This window comes from Anabaena sp. AL93 (genome assembly GCF_001672085.1).
Taxonomy (GTDB): domain Bacteria; phylum Cyanobacteriota; class Cyanobacteriia; order Cyanobacteriales; family Nostocaceae; genus Dolichospermum; species Dolichospermum heterosporum.
Genome location: NZ_LJOU01000117.1, coordinates 1 through 15,557, shown reverse-complemented (window position 1 = coordinate 15,557; position 15,557 = coordinate 1). Strand labels below are relative to the sequence as shown.

The 15,557-nt window shown below is 38.8% G+C and carries 13 protein-coding genes and 1 pseudogene; 5 read left to right on the top strand and 9 right to left on the bottom strand.

Annotated features, from left to right (window positions below; all coding sequences use genetic code 11):
• Positions 1 to 239 precede the first annotated feature (239 nt).
• A complete protein-coding gene (locus AN486_RS23320; protein ID WP_053541216.1) occupies positions 240 to 848 on the bottom strand; it encodes a hypothetical protein in 609 nt (202 codons plus the stop codon).
• Between the two features lie 53 nt (positions 849 to 901).
• A complete protein-coding gene (locus AN486_RS23315; RefSeq protein WP_039199261.1) occupies positions 902 to 1,402 on the bottom strand; it encodes a thioesterase family protein in 501 nt (166 codons plus the stop codon).
• A 175-nt stretch (positions 1,403 to 1,577) separates the two neighbouring features.
• Here AN486_RS23315 and AN486_RS23310 point away from each other — a divergent pair, with 175 nt between their 5' ends.
• Positions 1,578 to 3,050, top strand: coding sequence for a leucyl aminopeptidase (locus tag AN486_RS23310; protein ID WP_053538552.1), 1,473 nt, complete (start codon positions 1,578 to 1,580; stop codon positions 3,048 to 3,050).
• 80 nt (positions 3,051 to 3,130) lie between these two features.
• Here the strand turns inward: AN486_RS23310 and gntT are convergent, their stop codons facing one another.
• Positions 3,131 to 4,492 carry a guanitoxin biosynthesis MATE family efflux transporter GntT gene (gntT, locus tag AN486_RS23305; protein ID WP_053538551.1) on the bottom strand — a complete coding sequence of 454 codons (1,362 nt, stop codon included), beginning with the start codon at positions 4,490 to 4,492 and terminating at the stop codon, positions 3,131 to 3,133.
• 316 nt (positions 4,493 to 4,808) lie between these two features.
• Between gntT and plsX the strand changes: the two genes are divergently transcribed.
• From plsX to AN486_RS23285, 4 genes are all read left to right on the top strand, one after another.
• Positions 4,809 to 5,834, top strand: coding sequence for a phosphate acyltransferase PlsX (plsX, locus tag AN486_RS23300; RefSeq protein WP_053538550.1), 1,026 nt, complete (start codon positions 4,809 to 4,811; stop codon positions 5,832 to 5,834).
• A 219-nt stretch (positions 5,835 to 6,053) separates the two neighbouring features.
• Positions 6,054 to 7,055: a beta-ketoacyl-ACP synthase III gene (locus tag AN486_RS23295; protein ID WP_053538549.1), complete on the top strand. Its 1,002-nt coding sequence runs from the start codon at positions 6,054 to 6,056 to the stop codon at positions 7,053 to 7,055.
• Positions 7,056 to 7,195: 140 nt separating this feature from the next.
• A complete protein-coding gene (gene fabD / locus AN486_RS23290) occupies positions 7,196 to 8,077 on the top strand; it encodes an ACP S-malonyltransferase (RefSeq protein WP_053538548.1) in 882 nt (293 codons plus the stop codon).
• A 156-nt stretch (positions 8,078 to 8,233) separates the two neighbouring features.
• Positions 8,234 to 9,337, top strand: a complete 1,104-nt coding sequence (locus AN486_RS23285) for a fatty acid desaturase (RefSeq protein WP_053538547.1) — start codon at positions 8,234 to 8,236, stop codon at positions 9,335 to 9,337.
• Between the two features lie 57 nt (positions 9,338 to 9,394).
• Here AN486_RS23285 and AN486_RS23280 read toward each other — a convergent pair whose 3' ends face one another.
• The 6 genes and pseudogenes from AN486_RS23280 to AN486_RS23255 form a co-directional block, all read right to left on the bottom strand.
• Positions 9,395 to 9,958: a hypothetical protein gene (locus AN486_RS23280; RefSeq protein WP_053538546.1), complete on the bottom strand. Its 564-nt coding sequence runs from the start codon at positions 9,956 to 9,958 to the stop codon at positions 9,395 to 9,397.
• A 98-nt stretch (positions 9,959 to 10,056) separates the two neighbouring features.
• Complete coding sequence (locus tag AN486_RS23275; RefSeq protein ID WP_168634862.1) at positions 10,057 to 11,727, bottom strand: energy transducer TonB; 1,671 nt, start codon at positions 11,725 to 11,727, stop codon at positions 10,057 to 10,059.
• 206 nt (positions 11,728 to 11,933) lie between these two features.
• On the bottom strand, positions 11,934 to 12,272 hold the full coding sequence (petJ, locus tag AN486_RS23270) for a cytochrome c6 PetJ (RefSeq protein ID WP_053538544.1): 339 nt from the start codon (positions 12,270 to 12,272) through the stop codon (positions 11,934 to 11,936).
• Positions 12,273 to 12,530: 258 nt separating this feature from the next.
• Positions 12,531 to 13,016, bottom strand: a complete 486-nt coding sequence (locus AN486_RS23265) for a GNAT family N-acetyltransferase (RefSeq protein WP_053538543.1) — start codon at positions 13,014 to 13,016, stop codon at positions 12,531 to 12,533.
• 239 nt (positions 13,017 to 13,255) lie between these two features.
• On the bottom strand, positions 13,256 to 14,425 hold the full coding sequence (locus AN486_RS23260; RefSeq protein ID WP_168634864.1) for an RpoD/SigA family RNA polymerase sigma factor: 1,170 nt from the start codon (positions 14,423 to 14,425) through the stop codon (positions 13,256 to 13,258).
• A gap of 875 nt (positions 14,426 to 15,300) precedes the next feature.
• Positions 15,301 to 15,557: pseudogene (locus AN486_RS23255) on the bottom strand (hypothetical protein); the annotation flags it as partial.

The following is a 15,557-nucleotide window of genomic DNA, read 5'->3' as shown; positions in this document are numbered from 1 at the left end:
AGGTACATCTTAGCCCCCTCATCGCTTGCGGGGAGGGGGTTGGGGGTGGGGTTCTTGTACTTCATAACACTACAAAGTGCTGTATGTTTATTCATTTTTAATTAAGTAGGTGAACAGAAAAATTTAAAGGTATGTGAAGAAAAGTAAAATCACTCAAAACTCTCTTCCTGTTCCCTGTTCCCTGTTAAGAGTTCCCTGTTCCCTTGCCCCAACGACAATTTTTAACGCCCACCTACTTACTAATGTCTATTGACACCAGATTCTAGGATTTTAACTTGATTTTGGAGTTTTTCTACAGTTTGCAAATGCGATAACTTTAATGAATAATTCAACCAAATAAAACTACCGGAAAAGATAGTTAAAACTACAACTAAAATACCTGTTAACAATTTCACCTGGAAATGCAGATGTTTTACCTGATTAGCTTGATTTTCTTCTGGAAGTTGAGACATAGAAGCTAAACTGAGATTTTCATTATCTACCATCACCTCTATCTTCGTTTCTTCCACTCTGGCAAATGTCACCTTACTTTCCAGCCATTTAGTAATTAACTCAGGACAATTTTTATTAAACCATTGCCAAGCCAGGATTTTAAATACTGGCTTCGACATTTTAGTCATAAATTTTAGAGTCTTATTGAGAGTTCCAAAATGCAGCTTATGATTTATAAAATTAGTTGAACCAACATCATAAAGACAATCTATGATGGCTTTAATTGTAACTTCTTCCTGATAAATCAAGGTTTTTAATAAAAGTCTAAGTTCATTAATTAGTTGTTCCTCTTTCTCTTTCTCTTTTTCTCGAACCTTTTGTGTTAAATGATCAGATATTTTTACTGATTTAGACATATTAAGACTATGGGTTGCTGGAAAAGTTTTTTTATTATAGTTCCCAGTTTCCATTACCTAATCTTCCGAGAACCGGAAATTTTCGCCAAAGCATCTTGAAACGCGGGTGGTAACTGACGCATAATTTTACCTTTTTCTCGATCCAAAGCTACTAACGTTACCAGAGCAGTAATATATAAATCCTGACCATCAGGAGAAACAAGGGTGTAGTCCCAGTTCATTCGCACTCCCGTTACCTCAGCCATCCGTGTTCTTACTAGGACTGGCATTCCTAATTTCACCGACTGATGATAACGAATTGACAATTCTACAACAGGTAAATCACAACCTAAAGCTACTAAATCAGCAAATTCAATGCCTATAGAGCGTAAGCATTCTACCCGTGCTTCTTCCATCCATGTTAAATAAGTACCATGCCAAACTATACCTGCGTAATCAGTGTGGTGAGGTTGGGCCCGAACTGGATATTCAAACCAATTTTCAAATGCAACATTAGTCACACTGTCAATAGCGCTGGTGGGTGGTAATTGGGGCTGATTGATTTCTTTAGGCATAGGAATAATTTTTACAAGCAACGGATGGCTAAAAAACCGATAAAACTTTGTAAATTGGATATTTGTCAACTATTTTTCATCTTACCAGATTGTCAAGACGTTGCGTGAAACGCCCATGATTCGGAAAATTTGAGCAATACTGGTACATGAAGCAAGATAGACAGAAATTACAAAAATGACGATTCAACTTACAAATACAGGATTATTAGATTGGACTGGTGATACTTTAGCCTTTGGTCTATTTGAAGATGCAGTGGAGTTAACTGGTGATCTGGTCAACTTAAATGATAAATTTGCGGGAATTTTAAAGGAAGTAATTGCCGAGGAAGAGTTTACAGGTAAGGCAAATAGCACCGTTGTCATTCGTTTAGGTGGGACTGGTCCAGTGAAGAAGGTGATTGTGGTTGGTTTAGGGAAACCAGACGCACTAAAATTAGACAGTTTACGCCGTGTAGCCGCGACTATAGCCAAAACCGCCAAAAAGCAAAAAACCAAGACTTTGGGCATCAGTTTACCACTGTGGAATAATGACCCAGCCACCACAGCCCAAGCACTAACTGAGGGCATAGAATTGGCACTTTACCAAGATATTCGCTTTAAATCCGAGCCAGAAGATAAAAATCCCAATATCGAAACCATTGATTTACTTGGTTTAGCTGGACAAGAAGCGGCTATTACCTGCGCTAATCAAATTGTTTCTGGCGTGATTTTGGCGAGACAGTTGGTAGCAGCCCCAGCGAATGCGGTTACATCTATTACTATGGCAGAAACTGCTCAAGCGATCGCTCACGAACACGAGTTAGAACTGGAAATTCTCGAACAGGAAGAATGCGAAAAACTAGGCATGGGGGCATTTTTGGGAGTCGCCCAAGCTTCTGATTTACCACCAAAATTCATTCACCTCATCTATAAACCAGCCGGTACACCTAAGCGGAAACTGGCAATTATCGGAAAAGGTGTAACTTTTGATTCCGGTGGATTGAACATTAAAGGGGCTGGTAGCGGCATTGAAACCATGAAAATGGATATGGGTGGTGCAGCCGCAACTTTAGGTGCAGCCAAAGCCATTGGGCAGTTAAAACCAGATGTAGAAGTTCACTTTATCTCCGCCGTTACTGAAAACATGATTAGCGGTAAGGCTATGCACCCTGGAGACATCTTAACTGCATCAAATGGCAAAACAATCGAAGTTAATAACACCGATGCTGAAGGGCGGTTAACCTTGGCTGATGCCTTGGTTTATGCTGATAAATTGGGTGTAGATGCGATCGTTGATTTAGCTACCCTTACAGGTGCTTGTGTGGTGGCTTTGGGCGAAGATATCGCGGGTTTATTTACACCAGATGACGCGGTAGCTTCCCAACTACAAACCGCCGCTGACAATGCTGGTGAGAAAATTTGGCGGATGCCGATGGAAGATAAATATTTTGACGGGTTAAAATCGGGTATTGCTGACATGAAAAATACCGGACCCCGTTATGGCGGTTCTATTACTGCGGCTTTATTCCTGAAGCAGTTTGTTAAGGATACTCCTTGGGCGCATTTAGATATTGCTGGACCAGTTTGGGCTGATAAGGAACATGGCTACAATGGTGCTGGGGCAACTGGTTTTGGTGTGAGAACACTGGTTAGCTGGGTTTTGAGTTAATTTAATTTCCTCTAATCTGGACAAGACAAGATCCCCGACTTCTTCGAGAAGTCGGGGATCTGAAAAAACAAATGGGAGTCTTATCTGGAAATTAATGGCTGATTTTCTAAACTTTTATCTTTCAATGTTCCAGGTACAGAGATACCTAATAAAACCATATTACTTGTCATGTAAGACAGTAAAGAAGACCACAATAAATGATTATTGTGAAAATATCCAGCAGCAATTAGTAAGGGGATAAAACCCACTACAAAAGATAATAATACCGCATTACGTAAAGTTGCAACTTCCTTTAAACCAATAAAGTAACCTTCTAGCATAAAAGTAATGGCAGTCATTACTAAAATAGGCAGTAACCAAATGGTATATTGATTAATCTCTTGATTCACTTCTGTGTGATTAGTTAATAATCCAAATACCTGATCAGGGAAGAAAATAGATGTCCCGGCAAAACCTAATGCAATCACCACACTCGTAACTAGAGAAACTATTAATAAAGGGATGATCTGTTGAGTATTGCCTTTGCTTTTAAAATTCGCTGTCAGGGTTTGCATTGTTACTCCTACCCCTTGAATTGTAAACTGACTCAAAAGAGCAATTTGGAGTAATAAACCATTTTGCGCTAAAACAGTTGTTCCCATGGTTGCACTTAAATTAGTAAAAATAGAATAGACAGAAATTAATACTAAAAACCGAATCAAAATATTACCTTTTAACGCAAAAGTTTCCTTTAAAGCTACCCAATCAAATAATTCTTGAATGGCTGCTGGTACAGCTTGCCAAGGAATAGTAAAAAACATCCATATTAAACCCACGATTAAAGCTAAATACTGGCTTAATGCTGTTGCTAAACCTGCCCCTACACTTGCCCAACCCCATTTAGAAATCATCAAATAATCTAACAATACATTAGAACCATTACCGACAATTGACATTAATAGCATCACCCAATTCATTTCTCTACCTAAAAACCAACCAAATAAAACAAAATTGAGGAGGACAGCAGGTGCGCCCCAAATTCGCGCATAAAAATAATCAACTCCAGCAGATTCAATATCTGAAGAACCACTCAAAATGAAAAAACCAATTTTTTGTAAAGGATATTGCAATAAAACAATAATTAAACCCACTAGTAAAGCAATTAAACCACTCCGTAAACCAGCTAAAACTACTGCTTTATCATCATTTTTACCAACAGCTTGAGCCGTTATAGCATTGGTGCTAGAACGCATGAACTTTAATACTCGATAAAGATAATCAAAGAGAATAGTTGCTAAAATTACTCCTGCTAAATGTCGAATATCTGTTAAATGCCCTAAAAAAGCAATATCTACCAAACCAGCCAAAGGAACCATCATATTAGCAAGCACGCTGATGCTTGCCAGTCGGTAAAATCTGCCTAAAAAATTGTAGTTACTGGGGACTGTAAATGTAAATCTCATTTTTGTTGTTTGGTCTGCTATAATTTCAGTTTATTATCATCTAGAAAACGCCTTTATAGTAATTAGCAAGGGGTAGTTCATTCACATATTTTCCGGTGAACGGTAAAAGAGCATAAAAAAGCTTTAACCTGATCGTTCTCAGTCCTATTCAAAATACCTATATGCTTAATTAGGTATCGTTATATTTCAATTAATGCAAGCTCCTGAATTCTCTTAGTTGCAGAAAAAATAGATTTTCTTATGCTTTTTTGAGAATTCTGAATTTTTAAGTATTGCAATCTGATAAAATTTGTAAGGTTTCTATAAGCTCTGAGCAATGGGATCGACTGGTGTAAGGATCGCAATTGACGCAATGGGGGGAGATCATGCACCCACTGAGATCGTCGCCGGCGCACTGCGGGCGCGAGAAGAATTGGGTGTAAAAATATTACTGGTTGGAGATCCCCAACAAATCGAGGCTGTAATGCCGCCAAAGACAACTATGGCGGATTTGGAGATTGTTCCTGCCGAGGAAACGATCGCTATGGATGAAGATCCTCTCAACGCAGTTAGACGCAAGCGGAAATCTTCCATCAACATAGCGATGGATTTAGTCAAAAATCAACAGGCAGATGCTGTATTTTCTGCTGGACACTCTGGGGCAGCTATGGCATCAGCTTTGCTGCGATTAGGCAGATTACCGGGAATTGACCGCCCAGCAATTGGCACAGTATTCCCCACCATCAAAGCCGGCAAGCCAGTAATGATCCTGGATGTTGGTGCTAATGTAGACTGTCGCCCTAAATTTTTAGAGCAGTTTGCAGTTATGGGTTCAATTTACAGTCAGTATGTTTTGGGAACCGACAATCCCAAGATAGGTTTATTGAATATTGGCGAAGAAGATACTAAAGGTAACGAAGTAGTTCTTCGCGCCCACCAATTGTTACGGGAAAATACTCAAATTAATTTTACTGGTAATGCTGAAGGGCGTGATGTATTATCTGGTGAATTTGATGTGATTGTTTGCGACGGCTTTGTGGGTAATATTTTATTAAAATTTGCCGAAGCAGTTGGGGGCGTAATTCTACAAATTCTTCGAGAAGAACTACCCCAAGGGATACACGGTCAAATCGGTACAGCGATTTTAAAACCTAATCTGAAGCGCGTTAAACAACGCATGGATCATGCTGAACACGGAGGAGCTTTGCTTCTGGGTGTCAGCGGTATTTGTTTTATTGGTCATGGTAGTTCCCAAGCACCATCTATTTTTAGTGCCATTCGCATGGCTAAAGAAGCCGTAGATAATCAGGTGCTAGAAAGACTCCAATCCCAATATCAAATTCTCCAAAATGAAAGTAGTTAGCTATTATTTCTTCAACGTGGAGATACTACGTTAACAACTATTTGTCATTTGTCATCCAATTTTAGATTGGGGATTTTAGATTCATAAATACTTTTATAAATCTGAAATTCTTGATCTCAAATCTAAAATTGGGATTGTCATTGGTACTCATTATTAATGCTTACAAACAAGACAACTGACAATTTACAAATGACAATTGACAATTGAGGAAAAAAAGAAGTGCAAAATTTTTTTAACGGTGGTATAGCAATTACAGGCAGTGGTTCAGCAGTCCCAGCAACTTGTTTACACAACCAAGAATTAACTCAACTGGTAGAAACATCAGATGAGTGGATTGCCTCAAGAACAGGAATTCGTCAAAGACGGTTAGCATTGCCCCCTGACTCACTGACATCATTAGCCACTGCGGCTAGTCGGCAGGCTATTACTGCCGCCGGGATCACAGCAGCAGACATAGATTTAATTTTATTAGCCACATCCACTCCTGATGACCTGTTTGGAAGTGCTTGCCGTGTTCAAGGTGAATTAGGTGCTACCAAAGCAGTTGCCTTTGACTTAACTGCTGCCTGTTCTGGCTTTGTCTTTGGTTTAGTCACAGCCGCCCAATACCTCAGAACAGGTGTTTATCAAAATGTACTCTTAATTGGGGCTGATATCCTCTCTCGATGGGTAGATTGGCAAGATAGACGCAGTTGTGTGTTATTTGGTGATGGGGCTGGGGCGGTGGTATTACAGGCTAATAAAAGCGATCGCCTATTAGGATTTTGCCTCAAAAGCGACGGTTCTCAAAACAATTGTCTCAACCTAGCCTATAACGCCTCTAGCACAGAATTAGCGCCAGATATTCACGTATCTACAGGCAAATATCATCCTATTACCATGAACGGTAAAGAAGTCTACCGCTTCGCTGTGCAAAAAGTTCCAGAAGTGATAGACAAAGCCCTATTTGCAGCTAATCTCAAAGTTGAAAATATAGATTGGCTAGTATTACATCAAGCAAATCAAAGGATTATCAATTCCGTTGCTGAACGCTTAGAGATTCCCAAACATAAAATTATCAGCAATGTCGCCGACTATGGTAACACCTCCGCTGCATCTATCCCCCTGGCTTTAGATGAAGCAGTGCGAGCCGGGAAAATTAAACCTAATGATATCATTGCCACATCTGGTTTTGGTGCAGGTCTTTCCTGGGGGGCAGCCATTTTTCAATGGGGAAGATAGATAATTCAAAAGTCAAAAGTCAAAAGTCAAAAGTAGAAAATTAATACTAATAATCAATGACAACTGACAACTAACAACTAACAACTAATAACTAACAACTAACAACTAACAACTAACAACTGACCACCGACTAATAACAAATGACTAAAACTGCATGGGTGTTTCCCGGACAAGGTTCTCAAGCATTGGGAATGGGAATAGACTTGTTAACTCTACCATCTGCCAAAGAAAAATTTATTCAAGCTGAGGAAATTTTGGGTTGGTCTGTAATAGATATATGTCAAAGTGATATTGACACCTTATCAAGAACACTTTATACCCAGCCTAGTTTATATGTAATCGAAAGTATTATTGCTGATATTTTGCGGGAAAAAGGACAGCAACCAGACGTAGTTACAGGTCATAGTTTAGGCGAATATATAGCCCTTTATGTCGCTGGTGTCTTTGAATGGTCGGCTGGATTACACTTGGTAAAACGACGGGCAGAATTAATGGATAGTGCTGCTGGGGGAATGATGGCAGCATTAATGAACTTTGACCGAGAAGAATTAGAAAAAGTTATTAGCGCCACACCTGATGTAGTTTTAGCAAATGATAACAGTCCTCTCCAAGTTGTTATTTCTGGAACTCCAGACGCTGTACAGACTGTCATTTCACAAGTTAAAGCTAAACGGGCCATCCCCTTAAAGGTTTCGGGTGCATTTCATTCCCATTTAATGAAAGCAGCCGCAATGGAATTTCAAGAAGTTCTGGATTCAGTGATTTTTCAGTCAGCAAATGTTCCAGTTTCATCTAATGTAGATCCAATTCCAGCAGTGGCAGCGGAAACTTTAAAACAGCGTCTTTCCCAACAAATGACTGGTTCTGTCCGCTGGCGAGAAATTTGTTTGCAATTAGTAGAAGATGGCATTGAGAAAGTTGTAGAAATTGGTCCTGGAAACGTATTAACTGGGTTAGTTAAACGAACTGCACCTAGTTTAATTTTACAAAATATTCGTAATGCTGCTGAGTTACCTGAATAGGTGAAGAAAACACCAAATTGCTGCAAAAGTCTGGAATTGATGAATTTTTCTCTCCTCATTGGTTGCCCTTTGTAAATTTACAACCTTTAGACTTTACGTCGGATGAAATATTTTCGCAAAGTCTTAATCAACCTGCAAACAAAACTAAAAATATTCATGAATACACTTGAACAAAAAGCTTGGATGACGCAAGCAGAGTATGCTAAAAATTTGCGTCCTTTACTGCCGACAGAAGCATTTTTACCTGATATCAATAAACTCTGGATTCTCTTAATTAATCTAGCAATTATGATTTTAGGTTGGGGAATTGCCAATCATCTTGATGACTGGAATTGGTATTTTCTTTGGCTGTATTTACCATTAGCATTAGTGATGGCTAATAGTGTGATTGTTTTGCTTTTTAGTACCCACAATTTCCTTCACAGCCGCACAGTTACGAATCCTTGGTTGAGACAAATAATTAGCTTATTGGGATTCACAATGTTATGGATGCCGCCAACTTTATGGAAAGCAGTACACAATCGAGAACATCATAATAAAACAAATTCTTTGGAAGATCCAGATCGTAATTATTTAGATAATCAACCTAAAAATTGGGGTAAATGGATTCAGAATGCTTTTGTGCCGTCATCTGAGGTAAATCCTATTTTATTGTTTATAGGAATGAGTCATGCTTGGGGCGTCCACACATTTCGGAATTTGACCTCAGTTTTATTATTCAATAATGGTAAGTCTAAGTATCCTGTAGTGGCTTTTACAGTTAGTGGGAAAGAACAACGGGCGATCGCTGTAGAATTACTCATGATTATCGCCATCCATGCTACCATCTTAAGTTACCTGGAGTTCCACCCCATTAAACTACTTCTTAGCTACTTCTTGCCTATTTGGATAGGCTATGCGGGGCTGATATTTTATATCTATACCAATCATATGTTGTGCCGCATGACCAATGTAAATGATCCTCTCATTAATAGTCTCTCTATTCGAGTTCCGAAACTATTTGATGTCTTACATTTAAACTTTTCTTACCATACAGAACATCACATTTTCCCCGGCATAAATTCAGATTATGCGCCAATGGTGCAAGAACTATTACAAACATATTACCCTGAAAGATTTAACTTATTAAATGCGGGAAAAGCCTGGGAATTAATGATGGAAACACCCAGACATTACAAAAATGATCATACTTTCACAGATTGGTCTGGAAATAAATTTGTAAACTGTCCAATCTTAGGGATAAATCTCAGCGATCTATAGTCAAATTTAATCAGCACCTATGGAGAAGTAATGTAGAGACTTTCCCCGTCAACTCGATTACATCTCCATCCAAAGACGTTCTAATTGTCTTTGCCAAGCTGCTAAAACTTGTTCTCGTCCCTGGGCATTTTGGTCAATATCTCCTAATAATCCTTCGGCATAAAAACGGTCTAGATTTTGCATAGTGGCTTCTAAAGATTGTCCCTGTTGTTTTGCGGCTTTGATAATTTCGCGGATACGAGTTTCTACTAAATTATTGAAAACATCATGAACACCAGCTTGATATAATGAAATCAGACGAGCGATCGCATTAGCAAAATCTCCATTAGTCAAAGTGCCACTATTATGCTGAAATACTCCCCAAATTACATCATCATAAACGGCATATCGTGTTTCCTGAGTATCATCAAAATTAGCCTCTAGAAACTGTGTCATAAAGGCTGCGGCTTCTTGTAAAGGCATAATTGGCAATAATATCCGCAACCAGGTATTATCTTCTGAAAGCAGCACCAACAACCGAAAATCAGCAGTTTCTACTTGCCAAGAACCAGGAGCGATAGATTTTACAACTTCAGCACTAAATAACTCTGTTAACGTACCCGCTATGTCTTCCGGTGTCATAATTATTTTTGAACTTTATCATCTAGAGTAACGCTTTTTGGCATAGGACTTACCCAAGTTTCACACTAAAAATCTGTTGTCGGGTGCTAATCTTAGCACTATTGACTTTTAGACTCAGTTGGTGATGTAGTCGCAGGTTCTAGTGGTGCGGGAGATTCTGCTGGTGGTGAATCAGCAGACTTTTGACGACGACGGAGGACTTCTGTTAAGCGTCTCTGACTTTTTTGTATTCTTTCGGTTCTACCTTCGTCCGATTGATTACTCGTGTCAGATTTTACGGGCTGAACTGAACGGCGACGGGCTGGAGATTCTTCTGTTTGCTTGGGTTGTTCAGGTTCAATAGACTGACGGGGTAGTGAAACTGGTTTACTTTTGGAGGGTGCAGATTCTTGTCTCTGTCTAGTTATATTTTCGGATGGAATATCGGTAATAATAACATTCGTTTTTCTGCGATTGCGTTGACGTGATTCTATCGAAGTGGAAGCAGCAGCTTCTTGTTCCGGTTTTTTATTAATGGCTTCTCGCTGTTTTTCTATTTGGCGTTCTTGAAGTTTACGGTGACGCTGTGATCCTTTAATAGCAAAGTTAACCGAGGCTCTTACTCCTTCTCTTCCTGCTTCTGTGGGTGTTAATTTCCACTCTTGAGCAGCTTTTTGAGCAGCTTCATCCAGTTCACTATCACCACTGGAACGGATTAACCGCACTCTCGTAACATTACCCTTATCATCAGTATCAATAGAAACTTCTGGATTTCCTTCTGCACCCCGCCGTCTGGCTCTCTCTGGATACTTAATTTGACACTGTAGACAATCCGCACGATTCAATTTAGAACTATTTTCGATGGGAGGTTTGGGTGCGGTAGCTACTGGTTTATTTTCTGGCTTTGCTGTGTTTTCTACACCATTACCAGAATTGTTTCCTACACCATTACCGGAACTATTTCCAATACCATTACCAGAACTATTTCCAATACCATTACCGGAATTATTTCCCACACCATTACCGGAATTGCTTCCCACACTATTATCGGAATTGCTTCCCACACCATTACCGGAATCTTTACCTAAAATATCTCTCCAGCGCTGATTACCTAAATTACTGAAAATCTTTCTATTCTGCGAAACAGGTGTAAAATTCGTGGAGTTGCTGGGGATATTATTAGAACTAATATTAGGTTGAATTTCTGACTTTAATAATGGGATTTCCGTAGGTTTTGTTTCCGCTTGAGGTTCAGTAGACGCTAGGGTATTTGAAGTTTCATCTAATTTTTGGATTGGTTTGGTTTCTGTTGGGATTGTTGCTATTGTCGGTTCAGGAGTTGTATTTTCTATAGAGTTATTTTTTAGAGAATTTGGGATGATTGCACTTTTAGGAGGCGTGAGTATTGGGGATTGTTTACTAATCAGGTTATTAGTGGTTTTTGGTTGAGGCTGTGTGCTTACAGGGGCAACAGAAGACTTGATTTTACTAATGGTTGTTTTTGTTGGTATAGAAACTTCGCCGCCTTCATTTCCACCACCAGAATTTATTTTTGCTAGGGATTTGATCTCTACTGGTGGTTGGATTATTTTCTGAGGGAGAGTTTCCAAAATTGTTACTTCAATTGGTTCATTTGTAACTTCAGGTACTTTGAAGAAAAACTTATTAATAGCTAAAGCTAATAGTCCAGTATGTAATGCTAGTGAGCCAATAAAACTAAAGATCAGGAAAGTCTTTAAGGCTTCAGCCTCTTTTTCGCGCTGTTCTATAGTAATGCCTGATAAACTCATATTTTATGATTAGTTATGGATGATTAGTTATGAATAACATGACAGTTATTATGCTTAATGCAATACAATCTAGGGCGGGGTTTCCCCGCCCCTACAGGCTTTGCGGGTTGCTGACTGGATCTCACAAAGAGTGCATACTGCTATAACTATAGGAATAATAAGCGAAAAGCCCCGCACATTGTTAAACCATCAAGTTAGATGTAACTTTACTTTTTCCAGCCATTATCAGCTTGTTCTAGTACATAAGCAGCTACATTTTCTATTTGATCTACTTTTAATTTATTACCAAAGGCTGGCATTGCACCTTGACCTTTAGTAACTTGAGCAATAATTTTTTCAGCCGAGTACATACCGTACTTTTCTAAAGCCTCTTTCTTCAAGGTTTTAGCTCGATTAACTAAATTTCCGCCCCCAACGTGACACTGAGCGCAATTAGCCTTAAATAATGCAGCGCCACTAGCAGCGTCAGCAGCCAAAGCGGGGCTACTGAAGGCAAAGGTGAAGATGGCTATGCCTATTAATAATACTGAGACGATATTTTTCATGTGGTGTTCTCTCTACGACAATGGCTGAATCCGTGCAAATATCCTCTATAATTTTCATTTGATTTTGTGGGATTAGTCAAAAGACAAGCTGTCAAACTTGGTTCTCAATTATGGGAAATTGGCGATTAATTGATTGATAGCTTGAGGGTTTAGGCTGAAGGTAAATTTATGTGAATTTAAATTTACGATTAGCAAAAAGAAATTAATAATGAAAGATAAAAGGTAAACTGTTTGGATTTTTCCTTGATTTTTTAAACTTCATTTTTGATTTGCTAATTGGGGAATATCCTTTTCAGTTACACGACAAATCCGCCAATCATCTAAAATATCTGCGCCCATGTTCCGGTAAAATGCTTGGGCTGACACATTCCAATCTAAAACGCTCCACTCTAAGCGCCCACAATCCCTTTCTAGGGCTATTTGAGCTACCTTTGCCAAAAGTGCTTTACCAATACCTTGGCGGCGATATTCTGGCAAAACAAAGATATCTTCGAGGTAAAGTCCCGGCTTGGTGAGAAATGTTGAATAATTATGAAAAAATATAGCAAAACCTACAGCTTGACCTTGAGATTCAGCTAAGATTGCGTATACATATTTTGGCGAACCAAATAAATGATCTTTGAGGGCTTCAGCATTACCAATCACAGCATCGGATAGTTTTTCATATTTTGCAAGTCCTTGAATTAATGCAAATAGGGTATGAGAATCACTGGGTTGGGCAAAACGGATAATTAAATTAGTCATTAGTCATTAGTCATTAGTCATTGGTCATTAATTCACAGTTTATACTCAAGAGGTCTAATTTTTTCTAACCACAGGCAACTAACTAAGTAGGTGAACAGAAAAATTTAAAGGTATGTGAAGAAAAGTAAAATCACTCAAAACTCCCTTCCTGTTCCCTGTTGAGAGTTCCCTGTTCCCTTACCCCAACGACAATTTTTAACGCCCACCTACTTAATGACAACTGACTAATGACTAATAACTTAAACCAACCAGCCTTTTAACCGTTTGGCTATGTGGGGGCGACGTAACTTTCGCATGGCTTTACTTTGGATTTGGCGAACTCGTTCACGGGAAAGGTTAAACATATTACCTACCTCTTCTAGGGTGCAGGGTTCGCTGCTGGTGAGTCCATAGCGGAGGGAAATGACATCTTTTTCCCTGGGGGTAAGTACGTCTCCTAGAACTTCCCAAATTTCCTGACGCATCATGTTTTCGTTCATTTTTGCTTCGGGAGACTGGTTATCTTCATCTTCTAGCAAGTCCATTAATTCTGTGTCTTCTTCTTTACCGACACGGTGGTTAAGGGAAAGTGCTTGTCGTCGAAGTTGTTGAAGTTGACGCAGTTGGTGAACCGTAATTTCCAAAGATTCAGCCATTTCGGCTTCCGTTGGGTTACGAGAGAGTTTTTGTTTAAGTTCCCGTTGTGCTTTTTTTAGTTTATTAAGTTTCTCAACAATATGGATTGGTAAGCGAATAGTTCGGGCATCATTAGCGATCGCTCTGGTAATTGCTTGTCTAATCCACCAATAAGCATAAGTAGAAAACTTATATCCTTTATCGGGATCAAATTTTTCAGAAGCGCGGTTTAAACCCATTGCTCCTTCCTGAATCAAATCGAGAAAAGGGACACCACGATTTAAATATCGTTTAGCAATAGATACAACTAACCGGAGATTGGAGCGAATCATTTTTCGCTTGGCGACTCTACCTTGATACAATCGGCTGTCCAGTTGTTTTTCTGTCATTTCTAATTGCGAAGCCACCTGAACCTTACTAGGGTGCGCTCCTAGTTCCAATTCCAATGCTGCTTGCAATTCTTTGACTTCTTCCAAAAATCTGACTCGTCTGGCTAGTTCCACTTCTTCATCAGGTTTGAGTAGTGGATAACGTGCCATTTCCTTAAAAAATGCGCCTACAGCATCATCATTTTCGGTTTTATTATATCCCGAAGGACGGGCTGCGGCCATGTCATCGCCATTGCGTTCTTCTGATTCCAAGTTTTCGACAATTGCAGTATCTTCATATACTACTTGATCTAAACTCTCGATTGTTGGTTCTTCATGATCAGTAATATTCTCTAGTATTTCCATTGTTCCCAATTCAGCAAGATTCATAGTTTCCTTTAGGGATGGTTGCTTTGTTTGGTACATAATTTAATCACAACAGCCTGTTTCAGACTGGGTAGTTTTCCCTTCAGGACAAATACACCCTTTTTCTCTAGCAAAAGACTCTCTTCTTGATCATTCCTTATCTGGAAGGTAAATCAGTATTTGTCCATTATTTTTGGTTATGGCTAGATACAACCCATGATCATTACTGGTTTTAGCACCCACAAAAAACTATCTTTTTTGGAAGATATATCGGCATATTCTTCATTCTTTTCTTAATTAGCAAATATGTCAAACCCCCTGATACTCACTTTAACAAATATCCAAAATGTAGATAAACACTCCTATATATCCATCCTAAATGATCTGTGAAAAAATCTATTGCTTGTTGCCTGTTGTCTGTTTAGCACCTCCATGAATAAGCCAGGAAAGCTATATATTAAATTTTTGTGTATTTTTTGCAAAGTTTCTATGTTTGTCCGGGATGGACGATGAGAGTAATTGGATAAATCGCCATGTTGTTACTAGATTTATTTGTTCCTACGAAAATTTACTAAATAATCCAAAATACAAAAATAGAAACTTACAATCCGGATAATATTTATCGTTTAAAAGCATCGCATATTGAAAAAATATTTAATATCTATCAATGGGTGGAAAAGCTCTATGCCTGATTTCGTAGTTCAAAATGAGTTTTAATTAATAACACAATCACGTAAGAAGTTAGAAATAATAATTCAACACTTAATTCACTCATAGTATAGGTATAGCATGGGTATTTAAGAGTTAGAATACTTGTTAGACAAGAATTTGTCTAAAAGGTTTATCTCAGATTTATTCTATATTTTGAATCCTTACTTCATCGCCTATTACTCATAACTCCCGGTTCGCCCATTTTTGCGAGAGTTAGAAGAATTCTACTCAGGAGTAAAAGATTGACCACTAAGCTGAGTATAAATAGTAGGGGGAAACCCAAGTAAAACAAGAATACGCTGCTGTAAAGGGGAAAGAGTAGTTAAATGAGTGTAGACTTCATTGTTAACCTCAATTAATATCAATGTGATTTCTTTAAATGCAACAAGAAGCATTTCAGCAGTAGGACGTGCCGTTTTACGCTGAGGATTACCAGCATAAAGTCCAGCCAATTTTTCTTGATTTTTGTCAAGATGGCGAC

Excerpts from the sequence above, each read along its gene's own strand:
- AN486_RS23320 (WP_053541216.1), bottom strand. The coding sequence starts at position 848 with ATGTCTAAATCAGTAAAAATATCTGATCATTTAACACAAAAGGTTCGA.
- AN486_RS23315 (WP_039199261.1), bottom strand. The coding sequence starts at position 1,402 with ATGCCTAAAGAAATCAATCAGCCCCAATTACCACCCACCAGCGCTATT.
- AN486_RS23310 (WP_053538552.1), top strand. The coding sequence starts at position 1,578 with ATGACGATTCAACTTACAAATACAGGATTATTAGATTGGACTGGTGAT.
- gntT (WP_053538551.1), bottom strand. The coding sequence starts at position 4,492 with ATGAGATTTACATTTACAGTCCCCAGTAACTACAATTTTTTAGGCAGA.
- plsX (WP_053538550.1), top strand. The coding sequence starts at position 4,809 with ATGGGATCGACTGGTGTAAGGATCGCAATTGACGCAATGGGGGGAGAT.
- fabD (WP_053538548.1), top strand. The coding sequence starts at position 7,196 with ATGACTAAAACTGCATGGGTGTTTCCCGGACAAGGTTCTCAAGCATTG.
- AN486_RS23285 (WP_053538547.1), top strand. The coding sequence starts at position 8,234 with ATGAATACACTTGAACAAAAAGCTTGGATGACGCAAGCAGAGTATGCT.
- AN486_RS23280 (WP_053538546.1), bottom strand. The coding sequence starts at position 9,958 with ATGACACCGGAAGACATAGCGGGTACGTTAACAGAGTTATTTAGTGCT.
- AN486_RS23275 (WP_168634862.1), bottom strand. The coding sequence starts at position 11,727 with ATGAGTTTATCAGGCATTACTATAGAACAGCGCGAAAAAGAGGCTGAA.
- petJ (WP_053538544.1), bottom strand. The coding sequence starts at position 12,272 with ATGAAAAATATCGTCTCAGTATTATTAATAGGCATAGCCATCTTCACC.
- AN486_RS23265 (WP_053538543.1), bottom strand. The coding sequence starts at position 13,016 with ATGACTAATTTAATTATCCGTTTTGCCCAACCCAGTGATTCTCATACC.
- AN486_RS23260 (WP_168634864.1), bottom strand. The coding sequence starts at position 14,425 with ATGTACCAAACAAAGCAACCATCCCTAAAGGAAACTATGAATCTTGCT.